This window comes from Candidatus Mycobacterium methanotrophicum, assembly GCF_023515995.1.
Classification (GTDB): Bacteria; Actinomycetota; Actinomycetes; order Mycobacteriales; family Mycobacteriaceae; genus Mycobacterium; species Mycobacterium methanotrophicum.
In genome coordinates this window covers 130384-150792 of record NZ_CP097320.1, presented here as the reverse complement: position 1 = coordinate 150792, position 20409 = coordinate 130384, and the positions used below count along the sequence as shown (strand labels likewise).

Here is a 20409-nt window from a genome sequence, read left to right as displayed (position 1 = left end):
GTGCTGCACCACCCCCGCTACCCGGACATCGCGATAGGCTCGAGGAGTTCGCCGGCCGGGTGTCCCACAACTCCCGTTGGGATCACGACGTGCGGCTGGCGGGCGCCCGCCTCGGGGTGGTGGGCACCGGATCGTCGGCGGTGCAGATCGTCGGCGCCATCGCCGACACGGTCGCCGAGATGCACGTGTTCAGCGCACCCCGCAGTGGATCCTGCCGGTGGACAACCCGCCCATCGCCGAAGAGGACCGGGCCCGCTACCGGCAAAACCGCTCGGCGCTAACCGCATTGCGGGACGAGCTGAACACCAACTTTGTGCAGAACTTCGCCGACGCCGTGGTCGACGCGGACTCGCCGCAACTGAAAATGCTGCAGGCGATCTGCGACGCCGACCTCGAGGACAACGTGAAAGACCCGTTGCTGCGCGAGGTGGTCGGCCGCGGCGGCGTGCGCCTCGACGACGTGTGGGCGCGGCGACGCAGCTGATCGAGCTGCTGAGCGGCGGCGCGACCCGCCGGATCAGCGCCAGCCGGCAGGCCACGGCCCGCTTCGAGGCTGAGCGGGTGGCTGCCGCCAGAAAGACTGTGTGGGTGACCGGCTGCCACGGCTGGTATCTCGACGACCAGGGCGTGCCCGCCGCCTGGCCATGGAGCTTCGGCCGGTTCCGCGAAGTCATGCAGCGGCCCGACCTCACCGACTACGAACGCGTCTAAACGGGCCGCACGTCGTTTCGATGTGATGGAAACCTCGGGCGCGGTGGGGACCGCGAGCCAAACCGCATCACGCTGTGCCCTCGCTGTCGGAGTCACACCCGAACGCGTACCGGACGATCTGAACCCGCTCATCGCGCCGCATCAGACGGGACGGTGATGATCGATTCGGTCAAGTTGTTGGGTGAGCCGATCATGGCACTAGACGCGCGGGGATTCGTACCGTCGAACCATGCCAGTCAATGGGCGCGCCCGAAGGGATTCGAACCCCCAACCTTCTGATCCGTAGTCAGATGCTCTATCCGTTGAGCTACGGGCGCATGTGTTCAGTTATCTCAGACCTGGTGGCGACCCGCTTCGCCCGGCTTACGCCGCGCTCGCGATCGCCACACTGGCGGAGGCGAGAGGATTTGAACCTCCGGTCCCCGGTAAGAGGACAACTCATTAGCAGTGAGTCCCATTCGGCCGCTCTGGCACGCCTCCTTGGATTTTTGAGGGTACCGGACGCTGACCCGCCATCAAGCTCAACCGGTCTTCCGGAACCGCCGCGGAGCACAGCGTACACAGGCCGGACATATGCTGTCGAAATGACTGTTCGCCTGCGACCCCAATTGGCTGCGCTGCCAGCCTACGTCGAGGGCAAGACGGTTGCCGGATCAATCAAGCTGGCCAGCAACGAGACGTTCGACGGGCCGCTGCCCAGCGTGCGGGCGGCGATCGAGGACGCCATCGGCACGATCAACCGCTATCCGGACAACCACAACGCGGAGTTGAAGTCGCGGCTGGCGCGACACCTGAACGCCGACGTCGGCGCGAGCTTCGCCGCCGAGCACATCGCCGTCGGCGCTGGCTCGGTGAATCTGTGCCAACGCCTCATTCAGGCCACCGCCTCAGTGGGCGACGAGGTGCTCTACGGCTGGCGCAGCTTTGAGATGTACCCGTTGCAGGTGCGGGTCGCCGGCGCCGTCCCGGTCGAGGTCCCGCTGTGCGACCACACCTTCGACCTCGACGCCATGCTCGCGGCGGTCACCGACCGCACCCGTCTCATCTTCGTGTGCAACCCGAACAACCCGACGTCCACCGTCGTCGACCCCGCGGCGCTGCTCTCGTTCGTCGAAGCGGTGCCCTCGGATATCCTCATCGCGATCGACGAGGCCTATGTCGAATACATTCGCGACGGCATGGCGCCCGACAGCCTCGGGGTGGTTCGCTCGTGCAGCAATGTCGTCGTGCTGCGGACGTTTTCGAAGGCCTATGGACTCGCCGGTCTGCGGGTCGGCTACGCGGTCGGCGACCCGCAGGTGATCACCGCGTTGAACAAGGTCTCGGTTCCGTTCACCACCACCAACGTTTCGCAGGCCGCCGCGATCGCCTCGTTGGAGGCCGCCGACGAGCTGCTCGCCCGCACCGACGCGGTGGTCGCAGAACGCACTCGGGTCAGCGAAACGCTGCGCGGCGCCGGGTTCATCGTGCCGGCGTCGCAGGCGAATTTCATCTGGCTGCCATTGGCGCAGCGCACATTGGACTTCGTCGAGCAGGCGGCCGACGCGCGCATTGTGGTCCGCCGGTACGGCGACGACGGTGTTCGGGTCACCGTCGGCGCCCCGGAGGAAAACGACGCCCTGCTGCACTTCGCGCAGGGCTGGATATGAGGGGGCTGGGATGAACGAGGAGCTGGCCCGCAAGAAGTTCATCGAGTTCAAGCAGCGCGGCGGCGACACTCACCGACGCCGAGCTCGACGACTAGTGGGCCAGTCTGCAGCCGGCCACCATCGACGGCATGCTCGGCGAGTGGAAGGGCGGCGAGTTCGTCACCGGCCACCGCATGAACGGTCGACTCGAGAAGTCCCGCTGGTTCGGCCAAGACCTCCAACTCGCCCACTGACGTGCAGCCGCCCGTCTGTCTCGACGACGACGGGAACCGGTTCTCCAACGTCGAGATGGGCAACGGCGTGGCCGGCCTGTGGCTGGAGGGGCCGGCAGCAGGCGCTCGAGCACCCGAACCCGTCCGGAAACCATCGGTGGCGCTGCTGGGACGGCGCCAACCGGGTGAGGCACGTGGGTTAACGCTCACAGTGATTGGCCAAGGGCTTGAATAATCCCGCCGGGACTCGGCCCAGCCGGGCGCAAGGTAAGCGGGCGCAAGGTAAGTTTGCCCAATTGACCGTCCGGCCGCGAGCCTGGTTGACGTCTTCGCTGGTCAAACCGGTGTGGGCTGAGACATGGCAGGCTCGGGGGCATGTACGCCATCGCCTCACTGCTCGGCGTGCTGGCCGTCTCGCTGCTGATCACCAGAGTCGCGACCGCGGTGCTGGTCGCCACGGGGATGTCCAGGCAGTCCGCGCGGTTCCAAGCCCGGTCGGCATTGACCGGTGCCGGCTTCACCACCACCGAGTCCGAGACCGTGCTGGCGCATCCGCTGCGCCGCCGAGTGGTGATGCTGCTGATGCTCGTCGGCAACGTCGGCTTGGTCGCGGCCGCGAGCACGCTGATCATCGGCTTTAGAGACAACGCCGCGGGGCCCTCATGGATGCGGACCGTCGTGCTTGCCACAGGATTGATTTTGTTCGTGTTTGTTTCCCGTAGTCCGTGGGTGAACCGCCGGTTGACCGCGCTGATCGCCCGGGCACTGCACCGCTGGACCGACTTGGTAGGCCGCGACTTCGTGGCGCTGGCCGAGCTCGGGCACGGTTATGTGGTCAGCCACTTGGCGATCGCCGTGAACGACTGGGTGACCGGACGAACGATCGGGGAGCTCGGGTTGGCGGAGGAGGGCTTGCTGCTGCTCGGGATCAACCCGAACCACGGCGACTACATGGCGTATCCGGATCCAGGCAGCCGGATTTCGTGCGGCGACGTGCTGGTGCTCTATGGCCACACCGACGCGATCGCCGACCTCGACCGCCGCGCCGCCGGCGACGACGGCGACGCCGCCCACGCCCGTGCGGTTGAGCGACATGCGGCCCGTGGCGGCGGTCCCAGATGATGCTGGCGGGACGGGCAGTTGGCTCAAAGCGCCCCGGCCAGCCGTGACATGTCGGTCGGCGGTCAACGGCGCGGGTCGCGGCCAGTGAAGGCGATCAGCCGGTCCAGCGGCGACGACTCTGGCGGGCAGCTCGTTGCTGCCAACCGTCACCGCGCCGTCACGTCGTATTCCGCGCATGGTGTGGATTTGGACAGCTCGTCGCGTGAGATCGGATGCAGCACACGCCGCAGGGCGCCCGGCGTGGCTTCTGCGCTGGCCAACTCGTCGGTCGGTGGCGCATCGGGCCCGCCCAGGTCAGAAGACATGGCGTCCACGGTACGGTCTCGGCATGGGCCAGTCGTACGAATCCGTGACCGTCGATACCAAGGAGCGCGTCGCGCAGGTCACGTTGATCGGACCGGGCAAGGGCAACGCGATGGGGCCGGCGTTTTGGTCCGAGCTGCCGGAGCTGTTCGCTGCGTTGGACGCCGACCCCGAGGTGCGGGCCATCGTCATCACCGGGTCCGGGCGCAACTTCAGCTATGGCCTTGACCTGCCAGCGATGGGCGGGTTGCTGGCCCCGGTGTTGGCTGACGGCGCGTTGGCGGGACCCCGCAGCGATTTTCACGCCGAGGTGCTGCGGATGCAGAACACCATCAGCGCCGTCGCCGACTGCCGCACGCCGACCATCGCGTCGGTGCACGGCTGGTGCATCGGCGGTGGTGTCGACTTGATCTCCGCGGTGGACGTCCGCTACGCCAGCGCCGACGCGAAGTTTTCGGTGCGCGAGGTCAAGCTGGCGATCGTCGCCGACGTCGGCAGCCTCGCGCGGCTGCCGTTGATCCTTTCCGATGGCCACCTGCGCGAATTGGCGCTGACCGGTACGGACATCGACGCGGCCCGCGCCGAGAAGATCGGCTTGGTCAACGATGTATTCGCCGACGCCGACGCCACGCTGCAGGCCGCACACGCCACCGCCGCCGAGATCGCCGCCAACCCGCCGCTAACTGTCCGCGGTATCAAGGATGTCCTTGACCAGCAACGGATTTCGGCGGTGTCAGCGAGTCTGCGCTACGTGGCCGCATGGAATGCCGCGTTCCTGCCGTCCAAGGATCTGTCCGAAGGCATCTCAGCGACCTTCGCCAAACGCCCGCCGCAGTTCACCGGGGAATAGCAGATTGCGGATGGCCGCAGCGGGTAACTCTCGGGTGTGGCTACCTACCGAGTACTCAACCCCCACGGTGACATCGTCGACACCAAGGACATCGAAAGCGCCGACGACGCCCACGCGTGGTTCGTCGACACCAAGGCCGACAACTCTGAACTCGGCTGGCGGATGGAAGTCGAGGTCGACGGCGACTGGCGATTCTTCGACGACACCGAGGGCGACCGAGCCTAACGTTTGCCTCTAGGGCCCGCGGGCAACCCGAACGGTTATGGATTCCCAACGCCTTCGCCCGCTACTGACCGCCCGCGGACCGTTCGCGTCGATCTACTTCGAGGACTCGCATGACACGCAAGACGCCGCCGCCCAGGTCGATTTGAAATGGCGCGCCCTGCGCGAACAGCTAGAAAAACTGGGTGCCAGCAAGTCGGTGACGGCAGATATTGAACGTGCCGTGATGGACTTGCGGCCACCGATCGGCCGCAGTGGCCGTGCGGTGGTGGCCGGTGCGGACGGCGTCGTGCTCAACGAGCACCTGCTGCGGCCCACCGCCGCGCCGATCGTGCGAGTCTCCGAGCTGCCTTACGTCGTGCCGATCGTCGAGCATGGGTTTACCGACCTCAACTACTTGCTGGTCGCTGTCGACCACACCGGCGCCGACATCACCGTCCACGTCGACGGCACGCTGCGCACTGAGACCGTCGACGGCAGTGGCTATCCGGTGCATAAGGCGTCGGGCCCTGAGACCGCCGGCTACGGCGATCCGCAGTTGCGCACCGAGGAGGCGGCACGCAAGAACATGCGTGCGGTGGCAGATCGTGTTGCACAGCTACTCGGCGATGCCGGGGCCGAAGCGGTATTCGTGATCGGCGAGGTGCGGTCGCGCTCGGACTTCCGTGCCACGGTGCCGCATCAAGTCCGGGCGCTGATCGTGGAGTTGCCGGTCGGAGCCCGGCACAGCGGCCACGACTTCGACGAGGTGCAAGACGCCATCGAGGCGGAGTTGCTAAAGCGCCGGCTGGCCATGATTGACGGTGCGGCACAACGGTTTACCGCCGAAGTGGGCCGGCGATCCGGCTTGGCCGCCGAAGGGCTCGGGCCGGTGTGCTCGGGTCTTCGCCAAGGTGCGGTGGAAACGCTGATCATCGGCGACCTCGGAGAGGAAACGGTGGTCGCCGACGACGAGCTCACGACCGTCGCGCCGAACGCCGACGTGCTGTCCGAGCAGGGCGCGGCACCGGCTCGAACGCTGCGAGCCGACGAGGCGCTGCCGATGTTCGCGGTGTCGGTCGGCGCATCGCTGGTCCGCACCGACGAGCGGATCGCCCCGGCCGACGGTGTTGGCGCGGTGTTGCGATACGCACCGACGCTGCACTGAGCGGCCCGGGCTACGGTTCGTCGTCGTCGTTGTTTTCGTCGTCGCGGAGGAGTTTTTCGGGGTGGTGGTAGGTGTTGGTTCGAGGTTGGCCGTGGTCGAGGTGTGCTGGCGGGATCCATTCGCCGCGCCACCGCCGACAAACGATCTGCCATCTATAGCGGTTCTTTCCTCCAATCCGAAGTTACTGCGGCCCGTCCAAGCGCGTAGCGCGCTGGCTCGCCTGGCCGCACTCGCTCAGCAGGCCAAAGATCGCGGACTTCGCCGGATTCCGCCCAGCCAGGCCGCCGAACCGTTGCAGCTGTTGGGCGACGCGGTACGCGTCGGGCTGGCCGAGCACCGGCGCGCGCCCGGTCGCAAGCAATCCAAGGCCCGCAACCTGCTGCAACGCCTGCGCGACCGCGAACCTGAAATCCTGCGCTTTGCCACCGATCTGGCGGTGCCGTTCACCAACAACAGGCAGCGAACGCGACCTGCGGCCAGTCAAAAACCCAGTTGAAGATCTCGGACTGCCACCGCGCCACCACCGGCGCCACCGCGTGGCTGCGCATCCGCGGATACATCTCCACCGCCCGAAAACACGGTGACGACGTCCTCACCGCATTACGCCACGCGATCAACGGAAATCCGTGGCAGCCACCACAACCCGATCCGACCTGAATAGTACCCACAGGAAGAGCGCGTCGAGTATATTTGGTCGACGAGCGACGAGAGAAAAGGATAAAACGGACGTGATCCAGACTTATGGAATCCTCACACTGTTAGAGGCCAAGCCCGGTAAGGGCGACGATCTCAACGCATTTCTAAAGACCTGCCACGCAGTCGTGGCTGGCGAAGCGGAAACGATATCCTGGTACGCATTTAAGTTGAGCGACACCACGTATGGGATCTTCGGAACATTCATCACCGAGGACGGTCGGCAAGCGTACATGAACGGTAAAGTTCCGGCAGAGCTCGGTAAAATAGCTGACGTGGTGCTGACGAAAGAACCTGATATCCGGCAAGTTAACATTGTCGCGGTCAAATAGCGGCCCGGCCGTGCGGGCACACGTTGTGCAATAGGGCTCTTCGTAATTCAGACCGCGTTTGATAACGCACGGATCTTATAATTGGGTGCCATAGTTAGGTGCCATCGTCGTACGACAAGATGCCGCTTACCCACGGTAGCTATTCAGCTGGTGCTGATGTGATTGATGGGTCTGATGTGGCTCTTGTCGGCGTGTCGGGTTGATCTCGGGCCGGTAGTCGGCGCAGCTCGGTTTCCAGACGCTCCAGCAAGCCCAGGCATTCCGGGGTGCTCAGCACGTCGGCGGGCACGTCGAGCACGTCAGAGACCGCATCGTGCAGCGCGTCATAGCGCGGCACGACGTCCTCACCGCACAGTCCTCACCGCACAGTCCTCACCGCACAGTCCTCACCGCACAGTCCTCACCGCACAGTCCTCACCGCACAGTCCTCACCGCACAGTCCTCACCGCACACCGAATGCATGTTCGAACACTATCGCCGACAGACGACGAACACAGCCCCGCGGTCACCTATCTGTGGACAAAACCACAACCGTGGACAACTCGCTGATCGCAACGGCACGTACCCTCGCATCCATGACCAGCCAGGTTGACTTGCAAGGCAGGATTCGCGTCCCGGCCGACCTGGACGCCGTCACGGCAATCGGCAACGAAGACCATTCCGAGGTCGACCCGGCAGCTGTCGAACGGATCTGGCAGGCCGCTCGCCACTGGTACGCGGCAGGGATGCACCCGGCCATTCAGCTGTGTCTGCGGCACAACGGCAAGGTCGTGCTCAACCGCGCCATCGGCCACGGCTGGGGCAACGCTCCCGCAGACCCGCCGGACGTCGAGAAAATCCCGGTGCAGACGCACACGCCGTTCTGCGCATACTCGTCGGCCAAAGCCATCACCGCGACCGTCGTGCACATGCTCGTCGAACGCGGTCAGTTCTCGCTCGACGACCGGGTCTGCGAGTACTTGCCGACCTACACCAGCCACGGCAAAGACCGCACCACCATCCGGCACGTGATGACGCACAGCGCCGGAGTTCCGTTCGCCACCGGACCGAGGCCGGACCTGAAACGGGCCGACGACCACGAATACGCACAGCAACAGCTCGCCAAGCTGCGGACGCTATACCGGCCGGGCCGGATACACATCTACCACGCGCTGACCTGGGGCCCGCTGCTGCGCGAGATCATTTACGCCGCCACCGGCAAGGACATTCGCGAGATACTGGCCACCGAGATCCTCGACCCGCTTGGCTTCCGATGGACCAACTTCGGTGTCGCAGAACAGGATGTCCCTCTCGTAGCGCCCAGCCATGCCACCGGAAGGCAACTACCCGCGCCGATAGCAGCGGCTTTTCGCAAGGCGATCGGCGGAACGATGCACCAGATCATCCCGCTTACCAACACACCGATGTTCCTCACCACCGTTGTCCCGTCGTCCAACACCATCTCCAACGCCGACGAGATGTCGCGGTTTGCCGAAATATGGCTCCGCGGCGGCGAACTCGACGGCGTTCGGGTGATGCGCCCAGAAACGCTGCGCGCAGCTGTGCGTGAATGTCGCCGTCTGCGACCGGATTTCGCGACCGGCCTGGCCCCAGCACGCTGGGGCACTGGCTTCATGCTGGGCACCAACAGGTTCGGCCCATTCGGGCGCAACGCGCCGGCGGCGTTTGGTCACCTGGGGCTGGTCAACATCGCGATCTGGGCCGACCCGCAGCGCCAGCTGGCGGCCGGTCTGGTGAGCAGCGGCAAACCGGGCAGGGACCCAGAAGCCCGGCGCTACACCGCGCTGATGGACCGCATCGCAGCCGAGATACCGCGCGAGCACCACAACGGCGGTGGCGGAGGGATTTGAACCCCCGGACGGTGTTAGCCGTCGCCCGCTTTCAAGGCGAGTGCATTAGGCCGCTCTGCCACGCCACCGCCGACAAGGGTAACGGTGTCAGCCTCCACTGGCCCGCCCGCCGGCCTTGGAAGGTCGGTCGTACCGTTTCAGCGCGGCGCTGATTCGCCGGCAGTTCTCCCCCATCGCGGCGATCTGCGAAGGCGACAACTGGCCGAGGAAATGGGTCCGCACACCTTGTAGCGTGGCGGCCATGCATGCCATCGTCGCTGAATCCGCCGATCAATTCCTGTGGCAGCAAGTCCCCGACGTCACGCCGGGCCGCGGCGAGGTGCTGGTCAAAGTCAGCGCGGCAGGCGTCAACCGGGCCGACCTGTTGCAGGCCGCCGGCCATTATCCGCCGCCACCGGGTGCCAGCGAGCTGCTCGGCATGGAGGTCTCCGGCGTCATCGACGCGCTAGGTGACGGGGTCCGCGGATGGACGGTCGGGCAAGAAGTCTGTGCTTTGTTGGCGGGCGGCGGATACGCCGAATATGTCGCGGTGCCCGCCGGTCAGCTGCTGCCCATTCCGCGCGGTGTCGGCCTGCAAGACGCCGCCGGCCTGCCGGAAGTGGCGTGCACCGTGTGGTCGAATCTGGCGTTGACGGCTCATCTGAGCCAGGGTCAGCTGCTCCTGATCCACGGCGGCGCCAGCGGGGTGGGGACTCATGCCATCCAGGTCGCCCGGGCATTGGGCGCCCGGGTGGCGGTGACCGCGGGGTCCGCGCCCAAGCTCGAGCTGTGCCGCGAACTGGGGGCCGACATCGCGATCGCCTACCGCGATGAGGACTTCGTCGCGCGAATTCACGAGGCAACCGACGGCGCGGGCGCCGACGTGATCCTGGACATCATCGGCGCCGCGTATTTGGACCGCAACCTCGACGCGCTGGCCAGCGATGGCCAGCTGATCGTGATCGGGATGCAGGGTGGCATCAAGGGCGAGCTCAACCTCGGCAAGCTTGTCGGCAAACGGGCGCGGGTGATCGGGACCGCGCTGCGGGGCCGACCGGTGACCGGTCCCAGCGGCAAGAGCGCCGTCGTCGAAGCGGTGACCGCCTCGGTCTGGCCGATGATTGCTGACGGGCGGGTGCGGCCAGTCATCGGCGCGCACCTACCGATCCAGCAGGCCGCGCAGGCCCATCAGCTGCTGTCGTCGGGCGCAGTGGCGGGCAAGATCGTGCTGACGGTCTGCTCGCCCAGGTAACTAGCCCAGCGACGCCAGCGCGCGCACCAACTGGTCGACCTCGGCCGTCGTCGAGTAATGCGACAGCCCGACGGTGACGGCGCCGCCGACGTCGTTGACCCCGATCGCGTCAAGAACTCGCGACCTGGCGTTGGAGATCGCCAGAATTCCGTTGTCCGCCAACCGTTGCGCCACCCGTTCGGCCGGCACCTCGTTGACGGCGAAACTGACCACCGGTATCCGCGCCTCGGGCCGGGCGATCACCACCACCAACGGCAGCGATCGCAGCGAGCCCATCAGGTAGTCGAAGATCCTGTCCAGGTACGACGCGGCCGATTGCATTGAGATAGCGAGTCTTTCGCGTCGTGTTCCGCGCGCTGACTCATCCAGTGAAGCAAGGTATTCGATGCTGGCGACAAAGCCGGCCAGCAGACCGAACTGGTGCACACCGACTTCCAGACGCCCCGGGCCGGTGGCGTACGGGTTTGTCGACACCGAAGCAAACGTGTTGATCATCGCCGGGTCGCGAAACACCAACGCCCCGATCGGCGGACCGCCCCACCCGACGGCGTTGACGGCCACCACGTCGGCGTCGATCTCGTCGATGGCGACCAGACGGTACGGGGCGGCCGCGGAATGGTCGACGACCACAAACCCGCCGACGTCATGCATCAGCTTGGTCACCGGGCGCAGATCGGTGAGGGTGCCCAGCGTCCCCGACGCCGACGTCACTGCGGCCAGCCGCGTCGGCTGCCCGATAAGGCCCTCCCACTGCCACCGCGGCAGCTCACCGGTCTCGATATCGACCTCGGCCCATTTCACCTTGGCGCCGAACCGGCTTGCTGCGCGCAGCCACGGCGCGATGTTCGCTTCGTCGTCGAGGCGGGTGACCACCATCTCGTAGCCGAGGCCGGCACGGGTCGACGACGCGTCGGCTAACGACGACAGCAACACCGCGCGATCGGAACCCAGCACTACTCCGCGCGGGTCGGCGTCGAGCAGGTCGGCGGCGGCCTGCCGCGCCGCTTCCAGCACGGCGGCGCTGCGCCTGGCCGCCGGATGCGGACCGGCGCTGCTCGGGGACGATCCGCGGAACGCAGTCGAAACCGTGGTCGCCACCGAGTCGGGAATCAGCATCCCCGACGGCGCATCGAAATGCACCCAACCGTCCCCGAGGGAAGGATGTAATCCCCGCACCCGGGCGACGTCGTATGCCATGCCAGCCACCTTAAAGTTCCGCAGAACCAGCCAAACCGTGACGGTAGCGGGCGCCTAGGTGCGTACCCGCCGTCCCGAGCCGGGTCACCCGGCCAGCCATACTAGTCCAGTGGGCCTGTGCACCGGAACGCTGATCGCGGTGTTTTTGCTGATCGCGCCGGGCGCAATCGTCGCACGCGTCACCCAGCTAACGTGGCCGGTCGCCGTCGCAGTTGGCCCGGCGCTGACTTACGGCGTGGTGGCTCTGGCGATTATCCCGTTCGGTGCGCTGGCAATCCCATGGAACGGTTGGACGGCGCTGGCCGCGCTGGCCGCGGTGTGCCTGCTGATCGCGGGTTTGCAGCCGCTGCTCGCCCGCTACCGCGACACCGAGGCCGAAACCCGGGGGATCGCCGGCAGGCCCGCGCTGACGGTAGCTGCGGGCGTGCTGCTGGGTGCCCTGCTGATCATGTGGGCGGCCTATCGCGGCATCACACATTGGCAGTCCATCCCGAGTACCTGGGACGCGGTCTGGCATGCGAACGAGGTGCGCTTCGTCCTCGACACCGGGCAGGCGTCGTCCACCCACATGGGCGAGCTGCGCAACGTCGAAACCCGCCAGCCGCTGTATTACCCGTCGGTGTTTCACGCGCTGACAGCGGTGTTCTGTCAGCTCACCGGGTCGGCGCCGACGACCGGCTACACGCTGAGCTCGGTGGCAGCGTCGGTGTGGTTGTTTCCCTCCAGCGCGGCGACGCTCACCTGGTTTCTGCTCAGGCCGGTTACGACCATGTGGCGCGCAGCGGGCGTGTCGGCCACGTCAGCTGCGCTGGCGGCGTCGTTCACTTCGGTGCCCTACGTCGAGTTCGGTGTGGCGGCGATGCCCAACCTGGCGGCCTACGGGGTCGCGATCCCGACGTTTGTCTTGATCACCTCGACGCTGCGACATCGCGATCGCATCCCGGTGGCCGTGCTGGCGCTTGTGGGCGCGTTGTCGGCCCACCTCACCGGTGGTTTCATTGTGATCTTGTTCCTGTTGGCCTGGTGGCTCTTCGACGCGCGGCGGCATCCGGCGCGTGGACGGCTCGCCGACGTGGCAACCCTGGCGATGGTGGCAGTGCCGACGGGGCTGATCCTGGCGCCGCAGTTCATCGGGGTGCTCCGCCAGGCCGACATCATCGCCGGGCACGCGTTCCCCAGCTTCAAGAGCGTCAAGCAGGGCGTCATCGATGCGCTGCTCTTGCACACCCGTCACCTCAACGATTTCCCCACGCAGTACGGCCTGATCGTGTTGAGCGCGATCGGCATGGTGATCCTGCTGTACAAGAGAATCTGGTGGCCGCCGGTGGTCTGGCTCGTGTTGACCGTCGCGACCATCTTCTCGGGGGCGCCGTTTCGCAACGCCCTGGGCGCCGCGATCGAAGAGTTCAGTCAGTTCTTCTACAACGATCCGCGACGGCTTTCGGGCGTGGTCACGATGCTGGCGACGCCGATGGCAGGGATCGCGGTCTTCGCGATCGTCGCAGCAGTGGTGGCCGGCGCCAAGCGGTTCATCGAGCGGCGCGCCCGACTGCCCCCGCCGGTGTGGGCGTCGGCCACGGTGGTCTTGCTGCTGGCCACGACGGTGCTCACCGCCCGCCACTACTTGCACCGACACCTGGTGCTGTTCGGCGACAAATACGACTCGGTGATCGTCGACCAGAAAGACCTCGACGCTTTTGCTTATCTAGCAACGCTGCCGGGCGCGCGGGCCACCGTGATCGGCAACTCGAACGTCGACGGCACCGGCTGGATGTACGCCGTGGCCGACCTGCACCCGCTGTGGACTCACTACGACTTCCCACGGCAAACCGGCCCGGGCTACTACCGGTTCATTTTTTGGGCCTATGCCGATCGCGATCACGATCCGCGGGTATCCGAGGCAATGCGGGCGCTCAATATTCGCTACATCTTGACCAGCGTCCCGACGGTCAGGGGGTTCGCGGTGCCCGACGGGTTAGGGTCAATAGATAAATCGAGGTCGTGGGCGAAGCTCTACGACAATGGCGAGGCCCGGATCTACCAATGGCTGGGCCCACAACGACCCCACGGCGCCACCACAGCTCCCACACGTGAGCCGCAAGGAGAGTGACTGGATTGAGTAACGGCAACGACGACGACAACATCGAAATTATCGGTGGCCTCGACCCCCGGATGATGGCTGGCGGGAAAGACGCTGATTCCGAAGACTCCGACGACGCTTCGCTGACCGACCTGGTCGAGCAGCCGGCCAAGGTGATGCGGATCGGCACCATGGTCAAACAGTTGCTCGAGGAGGTACGGGCGGCGCCGCTCGACGACGCCAGCCGCAACCGGTTGCGTGAGATCCACGCCATCAGCATCCGAGAACTCGAAGACGGGCTGGCACCCGAACTGCGTGAGGAACTCGACCGGCTCACGCTGCCGTTCACCGAGGGCACCATCCCATCGGACGCCGAGCTGCGTATCGCCCACGCCCAGCTGGTCGGCTGGCTGGAAGGGCTGTTCCACGGAATCCAGACCGCGCTGTTTGCCCAGCAGATGGCCGCTCGCGCGCAGCTTGAGCAGATGCGCCAGGGTGCGCTTCCCCCGGGGGTCGGCAGGCCCGGGCACGGCGGCCACGGTTCGGGCACCGGGCAATACCTCTAAGCGACAATCTGTGACCAGTCCGCGCCCTTTCATCGAGACGCGCAACGCCTGGGTGGAGTTCCCCATCTTCGACGCCAAGTCGCGGTCGCTGAAAAAGACGTTCCTGGGCGGCGCGATCGGGCGCAATGCCTCCAACGTGGTGGTCATCGAGGCGCTGCGGGACATCACGATGTCGTTGAACCTGGGCGACCGCGTCGGGCTGGTCGGCCACAACGGCGCCGGCAAATCGACGCTGCTGCGGCTACTTTCGGGCATCTACGAGCCGACGCGCGGCTCCGCCACGGTCAGCGGTCGGGTGGCGCCGGTCTTCGATCTGGGTGTCGGCATGGACCCCGAGATCTCCGGCTACGAGAACATCGTGATCCGCGGCCTGTTTCTCGGGCAGACGCGGCGGCAGATGCTGGCCAAGGTCGACGAGATCGCCGAGTTCACCGAGCTGGGCGACTACCTGTCGATGCCGCTGCGCACCTATTCGACCGGTATGCGGGTGCGCTTGGCGATGGGTGTGGTCACCAGCATCGACCCGGAAATCCTGCTGCTCGACGAGGGGATCGGCGCCGTCGACGCCGACTTCCTCAAGAAGGCGCAGGCCCGGCTGCAGCGGCTGGTCGAGCGCTCCGGCATCCTGGTGTTCGCCAGCCACTCCAACGAATTCCTGGCCCGGCTGTGCAAGACCGCGATGTGGATCGACCGCGGCGTCATCCGCATGTCCGGCGGGATCGAAGAAGTCGTGCGCGCCTACGAAGGTGACGACGCCGCGCGCCATGTGCGTGAGGTGCTTGCCGAGACCGCGGCCGACGAGGTGCCGGGATGACGCCTGGGGTGTGCGCGGTCGTCGTCACCCACCGGCGCCACGACGAACTGGCCAAGTCGCTCGACGTGCTGACCACCCAGAGTCGACTGCCCGACCAGCTGATCGTCGTCGACAACGACGACGACGACCGCGTTCGGGAACTCGTTGGCGCACAACCTATCCCGACGACGTATCTTCCGTCGCGCCGAAACCTCGGCGGCGCAGGCGGTTTCGCGCTCGGGATACTTCATGCCCTGGCGTTGGGCGCCGATTGGGTGTGGCTGGCCGACGACGACGGCCACCCGCAAGACAGCCAAGTGCTGGCGACGTTGCTGGCGTGCGCCGAAAAGCACCGGTTGGCCGCGGTGTCGCCGGTGGTGTGCAACCTCGACGACCCGCGGCGCCTGGCGTTTCCGCTGCGCCGCGGCCTGGTGTGGCGCAGGTTGGTCGGCGAGTTGCGTACCGCCGAGGGCCAGGACCTGCTGCCGGGTATCGCGTCGCTGTTCAACGGGGCGTTGTTCGCCGCGTCGACGTTCGAGTCGATCGGCGTGCCGGACCTGCGGCTGTTCGTCCGCGGCGACGAGGTCGAGCTGCATCGTCGACTGGTTCGGTCCGGCATGGCGTTCGGAACCTGCTTGACTGCCGTCTATCTGCACCCGTGTGGGTCGGCCGAATTCAAGCCGATCCTTGCCGGGCGCATGCACACCCAATATCCCGACGATCCGACCAAGCGGTACTTCACCTATCGCAATCGCGGCTACCTGCTGTCGCAGCCGGGTCTGCGCAAGCTGCTGGTTCAGGAGTGGGTGCGGTTCGGCTGGTTCTTCCTGGTATCCCGTCGCGACCCGCAGGGTCTGCTGGAGTGGCTGCGGCTACGCCGGATGGGACGTCGGGAAAGGTTCGGACGACCCGAGAATCGGTCATGACCCTCATCGACGCCGCGGCGCAGTCCAAGACGCTGACCCGCGCCTGGGGCGATCTGGTCGACGGGTATCGCCGCCGGGAGTTGTGGCTGCACCTGGGTTGGCAAGACATCAAGCAGCGCTACCGCCGCTCGGTGCTGGGACCGTTTTGGATCACGATCGCGACCGGCACCACCGCCGTCGCGATGGGCGGGCTGTATTCCAAGCTGTTCCATCTCGAGCTGTCGGTGCACCTGCCCTACGTCACGCTCGGGCTGATCATCTGGAATCTGATCAACGCCTCGATCCTGGAGGGCGCCGAGGTGTTCGTCGCCAACGAGGGCTTGATCAAACAGTTGCCGACGCCGCTTTCCGTGCACGTCTATCGGCTGGTGTGGCGGCAGATGCTGTTGTTTGCGCACAACATCGTCATCTACGTCGTCATCGCGATCATCTTTCCTAAACCGTGGTCGTGGGCCGACCTTTCGGTGATTCCGGCGCTGGGGCTGATTGTGCTCAACTGCGTGTGGGTGTCGCTGTGCTTCGGCATCCTGGCGACCCGCTTCCGCGACATCGGCCCGCTGCTGTTCTCGGTCGTGCAGTTGCTGTTCTTCATGACGCCGATCATCTGGAACGACGACACGCTGCGGCAGCAGGGCGCCGGACGGTGGGCGAAGATCGTCGAGCTGAACCCGCTGCTGCATTACCTCGATATCGTGCGCGCCCCCCTGCTGGGCTCGCACCAGGAGCTTCGGCACTGGGCGGTGGTACTCGGCCTGACGGTGGTGGGCTGGCTAACGGCAGCCTTCGTGATGCGCCAATACCGCGCCCGGGTGGCGTACTGGGTGTAGGCGGCTACCGCTGTCACGTCTGTCACGTCTGTCACGTCGAGATTGCGTTCACGGCTGTGGTTTTCGCGTGCGGCACGACTATGACGGCAATCTGAATGACTCAGCTGCGCTGCTGCAGCTTCCTAACGAATGCAGCACCCAACGCCTTCGCGGAGTAAGGGTCCTGCCCGGTGATCAGCTCGCGGTCTTCGACCACCTTGCTGCCCATCGGCAGCAGCGTCTGCTCCACTTTGGCGCCACGTGAGGTTAGCAGCTGAGTCGGGTCCTCGATGAGCTGCCCGTGGAAGCGACGCGCCAACGGGACAGTCGACAGCATGGTGTCCACTGAGGCCTTAAAGCATGTCATCCGGTAGCCGTCGTAGAGCCAGCGCCCGGCGACGCTGGGCGCGGCGGCGAGCGCGGCCGGGGCATGACAAATCAAGCAGGTAGGTCGTTGGGCCTCATGGAAATACTGCATGAGCGCACCGAAGTCGTCGTTGAGCGTGTTGTCGGCGAACGCGTCGCGGTGCAGCAAGTCGACTAGCGGCGCGTGACCGCCGGGCACGAAGACCGCGTCGAAATCAGCCAACCGCTGCTGGTCACGGGCAATGTCTTCGAGCTTGGCCGGACTCGCCAGGCCGAGTTCCAGCAGCCGGGTGTAGCTGGCCAGTGCCGCATCTCGTCTGCTTCGCGACAGGCCGAAGTACATCAAACTGCAGGACGTGCCGTCGATCGTCGGGATACGCGCTCCGGGCGTCGCGAACGACAACTCGAAGCCCGCGTCCAACATCGCATCGGTCGGCTCAACCAGCTCGCCGAGATATGTGCCCGTGGGCTCGCTGCAGCCGTTGCGCAGCGGAATGCGGGCCGCTGCAGAAACCATCACCAGCACCCGCGGGTTAGTTATTTCCATGTGCCGGCAATACCCCCGGCGTCGGTTACGCAATCAACAGTCTTGCGGCCGGGGATGCCGCCGATCGCTGTGGTTGTCGCAAACCATTACGCGACAACCGCTACGAAACGGGGACCACTGTCTGGGTGGCGCCGCGCGCTGCGGCACCGCCCAGCCGTGCAGCATGAGCTGTCCGGCAGCTACGGCTTACAGTCCGGAGGATCCCCAAGCGTGATCTGGGCCGTCAAGCTGTCGCGCGAAATGTCGCACAACCCGCCACGAACGCATGGATAATTGGGTTACGTTCAATACGGTCTTGACCCTGCATGACTGGCAACCACCGCCGTTCCGGCGGAAGACAGGTCGGCAATGGTGAGCGAACAAGTTGAGCCCACGAGGCTTTCTGATGGAGCGCGTGAGCGCATCAGCACCGAGTTGGATCGCGTCCGGGAACGGCGCGATCGACTGGAGGCCGAGGTCAGAGGCGACCGCGGTGCGGTCAGCGATCATGCTGACGCGGCCGATGCCATCCAGCGCGCCGATGAACTGGCCAGCCTGGACGAGCGGATCATTGAGCTCGACCGGCTGCTGCGAACCGGACCGTTGCCCTCGAACGGGGGCGACACGCTGCCCTTCGGCACCGAGGTGACCCTAAAGTTTCCTGACGGCGCGGTGATCAAGATGCAGGTGATCACCGTCATCGAAGAGGCCCCTGTCGGCGGCGACGCCGAGGCGTTGACTGCGGGCAGCCCGTTGGGGCGGGCGCTTGTCGGCCGGAAAATAGGCGACACGGTCACCTACACCACGCCGCAAGGGCAAAACCGCGTTGAGCTGCTGGATCTGAAATACCCGAAGTAGTCCCCCGTAGACTTCCGCCGATGGCCGAGATCGCGGCGACTACGCAGCTATCCCTCAAGACGCAGGTGTGGCGGTTCGTCGTCACCGGCGGATTGTCGGCGGTCGTCGACTTCGGGCTCTATGTCGCGTTGCTGCGGCTGGGTCTACAAGTCAACGTCGCGAAATCGATCAGCTTTGTCGCCGGCACGACGACCGCGTACCTGGTCAACCGGCGGTGGACGTTCCAGGCGCCGCCGAGCAGGGCCCGCTTCGTCGCCGTTTGTGCGCTCTACGGGCTCACCTACACCGCGCAGGTCGGCATCAACTACCTCTTCTACCTCCAGTTCGCGAGCGAGCCGTGGCGGGTACCCGCCGCCTTCGTGATCGCGCAGGGCACTGCCACGGTGATCAACTTCGTCGTGCAGCGGTCGGTGATCTTCCGGCTGCGCTGACCAGCGCGTCGGCAACCTCGACTCCGACGAGCACAGCCCTGGCGGGCCGTTGTCCGAGGACTACGGCTGCTTCCACTTGGCGTCGAACTGACACGGGTGGACCTGCGGGTTCACTGAGTACAGCGCGCCAGGCGGTACCCTCTTTGACGATGTTCAGCAGTGAAATTCCGACCACCGCTACCCGGCTGACGGGGTTCGGCCGCACCGCGCCATCGGTGGCGCGGGTGCTCTCCACGCCGGACCCTGAGCTGATCGCGAAAGCCGTCGGCCAGGCGGCGGATGCCGGCGGTCGGGGTGTCATCGCCCGCGGACTGGGCCGCTCCTACGGCGACAACGCCCAGAACGGCGGCGGCCTGGTGATCGACATGACGCCGCTGAACCGGATCCATGCGATCGACGCCGACACCCACCTCGCCGATGTCGACGCCGGCGTCAGCCTCGACCAGCTGATGAAAGCCGCGCTGCCGTTCGGGCTGTGGGTACCGGTGTTGCCCGGCACCCGGCAGGTCACCGTCGGGGGCGCGATCGCCTGCGACATCCACGGCAAGAACCACCACAGCGCGGGCAGCTTCGGCGACCACGTCGCGTCGATGGAGCTACTGACGGCCGACGGGCAGATCCGCCACCTCACCCCCGACGGCGAGGAGGCCGAGCTGTTCTGGGCCACCGTCGGGGGCAACGGGCTGACCGGGATCATCCTGCGCGCCACCATCGCGATGACGCCGACCGAAACGGCGTACTTCATCGCCGACGGCGTCGCCACCAAGGACCTTGACGAGACGGTCGCCCTTCACCTCGACGGTAGCGAAGCCAACTACACCTACTCCGCTGCCTGGTTCGACTTGATCAGCCCGCCACCAAACCTCGGCCGGGCCGCGGTCAGCCGCGGCAGCTTGGCGAAGCTCGATCAACTGCCTAAAAAACTCGCCAAGAATCCGCTGAAATTTGATGCGCCGCAATTGTTGACGGTGCCGGACATCTTTCCGGTCAGCGTGATGAACAAGTTGTCGTTCATGGCGATCGGCGAGGTGTACTACCGGCTGGGCGGAACCTACACCGACAAGATCATGAACTTGTCGCAGTTCTACCACATACTCGACCTGGTCAGCGGTTGGAATAATGCCTACGGCCCAACGGGTTTCGCTCAACACCAGTTTTTGGTTCCGCCGGATGCGATGGACGAGTTCAAGGCCATCATCCGCTGGATCCAAACGTGCGGGCACTACTCGGCGTTCAACGTGTTCAAGCTTTTCGGGCCAGGTAACCGCGCACCGCTGAGCTTCCCGATGGCCGGTTGGAACGTTGCGATGGACTTTCCGAATAAACCGGGGGTCAACGAGTTCCTCAATGACCTTGACGCCCGCGTGATGGAGTTCGGCGGCAGGGTCTACACCGCGAAGGACTCGCGAGTCAGTGCCGATAATTTTCACGTCATGTATCCGCGCATCGACGAGTGGATTGCGGTGCGCCGCAAGGTCGATCCCACCGGCGTCTTCGTCTCGGACATGGCCCGACGTTTGGAGCTGCGGTAATATGGT

General features: G+C 65.8%; 25 protein-coding genes, 3 tRNA genes and 2 pseudogenes. 20 read left to right on the top strand and 10 right to left on the bottom strand.

Annotated elements, in window-relative coordinates:
- Positions 1–17: 17 nt before the first annotated feature.
- Positions 18–185: a hypothetical protein gene (locus M5I08_RS00730; RefSeq protein WP_249763017.1), complete on the bottom strand. Its 168-nt coding sequence runs from the start codon at positions 183–185 to the stop codon at positions 18–20.
- 32 nt (positions 186–217) lie between these two features.
- Between M5I08_RS00730 and M5I08_RS00725 the strand changes: the two genes are divergently transcribed.
- Entirely contained in the window at positions 218–484 is a 267-nt protein-coding gene (locus M5I08_RS00725) for a hypothetical protein (protein ID WP_249763016.1), read from the top strand.
- Positions 463–711, top strand: a complete 249-nt coding sequence (locus M5I08_RS00720; RefSeq protein ID WP_249763015.1) for a hypothetical protein — start codon at positions 463–465, stop codon at positions 709–711. The genes M5I08_RS00725 and M5I08_RS00720 overlap by 22 nt, the downstream gene beginning before the upstream one ends.
- Positions 712–955: 244 nt before the next feature.
- On the opposite strand, the gene M5I08_RS00715 is transcribed toward M5I08_RS00720, so the two are convergent.
- Both M5I08_RS00715 and M5I08_RS00710 read right to left on the bottom strand, forming a co-directional pair.
- A tRNA-Arg gene (locus M5I08_RS00715) sits at positions 956–1028 on the bottom strand.
- A 72-nt stretch (positions 1029–1100) separates the two neighbouring features.
- A tRNA-Ser gene (locus tag M5I08_RS00710) sits at positions 1101–1191 on the bottom strand.
- A gap of 104 nt (positions 1192–1295) precedes the next feature.
- On the opposite strand from M5I08_RS00710, the gene M5I08_RS00705 reads away from it, so the two are divergent.
- The 3 genes and pseudogenes from M5I08_RS00705 (at position 1296) to M5I08_RS00695 (ending at position 3694) form a co-directional block, all read left to right on the top strand.
- The gene (locus M5I08_RS00705) at positions 1296–2360 is read left to right on the top strand and encodes a pyridoxal phosphate-dependent aminotransferase (protein ID WP_219066506.1); all 1065 of its coding nucleotides are present in this window, start codon (positions 1296–1298) and stop codon (positions 2358–2360) included.
- Between the two features lie 10 nt (positions 2361–2370).
- Positions 2371–2681 (top strand): annotated as a pseudogene (locus M5I08_RS00700) (GXWXG domain-containing protein); the annotation flags it as partial.
- A 266-nt stretch (positions 2682–2947) separates the two neighbouring features.
- Positions 2948–3694, top strand: coding sequence for a TrkA C-terminal domain-containing protein (locus M5I08_RS00695; RefSeq protein ID WP_219066507.1), 747 nt, complete (start codon positions 2948–2950; stop codon positions 3692–3694).
- A 146-nt stretch (positions 3695–3840) separates the two neighbouring features.
- Here M5I08_RS00695 and M5I08_RS00690 read toward each other — a convergent pair whose 3' ends face one another.
- Positions 3841–3999 (bottom strand): hypothetical protein, encoded by a 159-nt coding sequence (locus M5I08_RS00690; protein ID WP_219066508.1) that lies wholly within the window; start codon positions 3997–3999, stop codon positions 3841–3843.
- 23 nt (positions 4000–4022) lie between these two features.
- Between M5I08_RS00690 and M5I08_RS00685 the strand changes: the two genes are divergently transcribed.
- From M5I08_RS00685 to M5I08_RS00675, 3 genes are read left to right on the top strand one after another with little or no spacing between them, the layout of a single operon-like run.
- Entirely contained in the window at positions 4023–4847 is an 825-nt protein-coding gene (locus tag M5I08_RS00685) for a crotonase/enoyl-CoA hydratase family protein (protein WP_219066509.1), read from the top strand.
- 36 nt (positions 4848–4883) lie between these two features.
- Positions 4884–5072 (top strand): hypothetical protein, encoded by a 189-nt coding sequence (locus M5I08_RS00680; protein ID WP_219066510.1) that lies wholly within the window; start codon positions 4884–4886, stop codon positions 5070–5072.
- Between the two features lie 37 nt (positions 5073–5109).
- Positions 5110–6216, top strand: a complete 1107-nt coding sequence (locus tag M5I08_RS00675; RefSeq protein WP_219066511.1) for an Rv2629 family ribosome hibernation factor — start codon at positions 5110–5112, stop codon at positions 6214–6216.
- Positions 6217–6226: 10 nt separating this feature from the next.
- Here M5I08_RS00675 and M5I08_RS00670 read toward each other — a convergent pair.
- Positions 6227–6337 (bottom strand): annotated as a pseudogene (locus tag M5I08_RS00670) (hypothetical protein); the annotation flags it as partial.
- A 371-nt stretch (positions 6338–6708) separates the two neighbouring features.
- Between M5I08_RS00670 and M5I08_RS00660 the strand changes: the two are divergent.
- Both M5I08_RS00660 and M5I08_RS00655 read left to right on the top strand, forming a co-directional pair.
- Positions 6709–6873, top strand: a complete 165-nt coding sequence (locus tag M5I08_RS00660; protein ID WP_219066513.1) for a hypothetical protein — start codon at positions 6709–6711, stop codon at positions 6871–6873.
- Positions 6874–6944: 71 nt separating this feature from the next.
- Complete coding sequence (locus M5I08_RS00655; RefSeq protein ID WP_219066514.1) at positions 6945–7241, top strand: putative quinol monooxygenase; 297 nt, start codon at positions 6945–6947, stop codon at positions 7239–7241.
- Between the two features lie 139 nt (positions 7242–7380).
- On the opposite strand, the gene M5I08_RS00650 is transcribed toward M5I08_RS00655, so the two are convergent.
- Complete coding sequence (locus tag M5I08_RS00650; RefSeq protein WP_219066515.1) at positions 7381–7578, bottom strand: hypothetical protein; 198 nt, start codon at positions 7576–7578, stop codon at positions 7381–7383.
- A gap of 238 nt (positions 7579–7816) precedes the next feature.
- Here M5I08_RS00650 and lipE point away from each other — a divergent pair, with 238 nt between their 5' ends.
- Complete coding sequence (gene lipE, locus M5I08_RS00645) at positions 7817–9091, top strand: lipase LipE (protein ID WP_219066516.1); 1275 nt, start codon at positions 7817–7819, stop codon at positions 9089–9091.
- Here the strand turns inward: lipE and M5I08_RS00640 are convergent.
- Both M5I08_RS00640 and M5I08_RS00635 read right to left on the bottom strand, forming a co-directional pair.
- Positions 9073–9159: transfer RNA gene (locus M5I08_RS00640), tRNA-Ser, on the bottom strand. The two genes, lipE and M5I08_RS00640, sit on opposite strands and share 19 nt — an antisense overlap.
- A gap of 19 nt (positions 9160–9178) precedes the next feature.
- Positions 9179–9334, bottom strand: coding sequence for a hypothetical protein (locus M5I08_RS00635; protein ID WP_219066591.1), 156 nt, complete (start codon positions 9332–9334; stop codon positions 9179–9181).
- Here M5I08_RS00635 and M5I08_RS00630 point away from each other — a divergent pair.
- Positions 9333–10322 (top strand): NAD(P)H-quinone oxidoreductase, encoded by a 990-nt coding sequence (locus M5I08_RS00630; RefSeq protein WP_219066517.1) that lies wholly within the window; start codon positions 9333–9335, stop codon positions 10320–10322. The genes M5I08_RS00635 and M5I08_RS00630 overlap by 2 nt on opposite strands.
- Here the strand turns inward: M5I08_RS00630 and M5I08_RS00625 are convergent, their stop codons facing one another.
- Positions 10323–11519, bottom strand: a complete 1197-nt coding sequence (locus tag M5I08_RS00625; protein WP_219066518.1) for a cysteine desulfurase-like protein — start codon at positions 11517–11519, stop codon at positions 10323–10325.
- Positions 11520–11628: 109 nt separating this feature from the next.
- Here M5I08_RS00625 and M5I08_RS00620 point away from each other — a divergent pair, with 109 nt between their 5' ends.
- The 5 genes from M5I08_RS00620 to wzm all read left to right on the top strand — a co-directional run bounded on the left by M5I08_RS00620 (position 11629) and on the right by wzm (position 16711).
- Entirely contained in the window at positions 11629–13629 is a 2001-nt protein-coding gene (locus M5I08_RS00620; RefSeq protein ID WP_219066519.1) for a DUF6541 family protein, read from the top strand.
- A 62-nt stretch (positions 13630–13691) separates the two neighbouring features.
- Positions 13692–14165 (top strand): bacterial proteasome activator family protein, encoded by a 474-nt coding sequence (locus tag M5I08_RS00615; RefSeq protein WP_249763450.1) that lies wholly within the window; start codon positions 13692–13694, stop codon positions 14163–14165.
- A 10-nt stretch (positions 14166–14175) separates the two neighbouring features.
- Entirely contained in the window at positions 14176–14979 is an 804-nt protein-coding gene (gene wzt / locus M5I08_RS00610) for a galactan export ABC transporter ATP-binding subunit Wzt/RfbE (protein ID WP_219066520.1), read from the top strand.
- Positions 14976–15884: a galactofuranosyltransferase GlfT1 gene (gene glfT1, locus M5I08_RS00605; RefSeq protein ID WP_219066521.1), complete on the top strand. Its 909-nt coding sequence runs from the start codon at positions 14976–14978 to the stop codon at positions 15882–15884. Before wzt ends, glfT1 begins: the two co-directional genes overlap by 4 nt.
- Positions 15881–16711: a galactan export ABC transporter permease subunit Wzm/RfbD gene (wzm, locus tag M5I08_RS00600; protein ID WP_219066522.1), complete on the top strand. Its 831-nt coding sequence runs from the start codon at positions 15881–15883 to the stop codon at positions 16709–16711. Before glfT1 ends, wzm begins: the two co-directional genes overlap by 4 nt.
- Positions 16712–16811: 100 nt before the next feature.
- On the opposite strand, the gene M5I08_RS00595 is transcribed toward wzm, so the two are convergent.
- On the bottom strand, positions 16812–17603 hold the full coding sequence (locus tag M5I08_RS00595; RefSeq protein WP_219066523.1) for a DJ-1/PfpI family protein: 792 nt from the start codon (positions 17601–17603) through the stop codon (positions 16812–16814).
- A gap of 351 nt (positions 17604–17954) precedes the next feature.
- Here M5I08_RS00595 and M5I08_RS00590 point away from each other — a divergent pair, with 351 nt between their 5' ends.
- The 3 genes from M5I08_RS00590 (at position 17955) to dprE1 (ending at position 20403) form a co-directional block, all read left to right on the top strand.
- The gene (locus M5I08_RS00590; RefSeq protein WP_219066524.1) at positions 17955–18440 is read left to right on the top strand and encodes a GreA/GreB family elongation factor; all 486 of its coding nucleotides are present in this window, start codon (positions 17955–17957) and stop codon (positions 18438–18440) included.
- 20 nt (positions 18441–18460) lie between these two features.
- A complete protein-coding gene (locus M5I08_RS00585) occupies positions 18461–18871 on the top strand; it encodes a GtrA family protein (protein WP_219066525.1) in 411 nt (136 codons plus the stop codon).
- 149 nt (positions 18872–19020) lie between these two features.
- Complete coding sequence (gene dprE1, locus M5I08_RS00580; protein ID WP_219066526.1) at positions 19021–20403, top strand: decaprenylphosphoryl-beta-D-ribose oxidase; 1383 nt, start codon at positions 19021–19023, stop codon at positions 20401–20403.
- Positions 20404–20409: the final 6 nt, after the last annotated feature.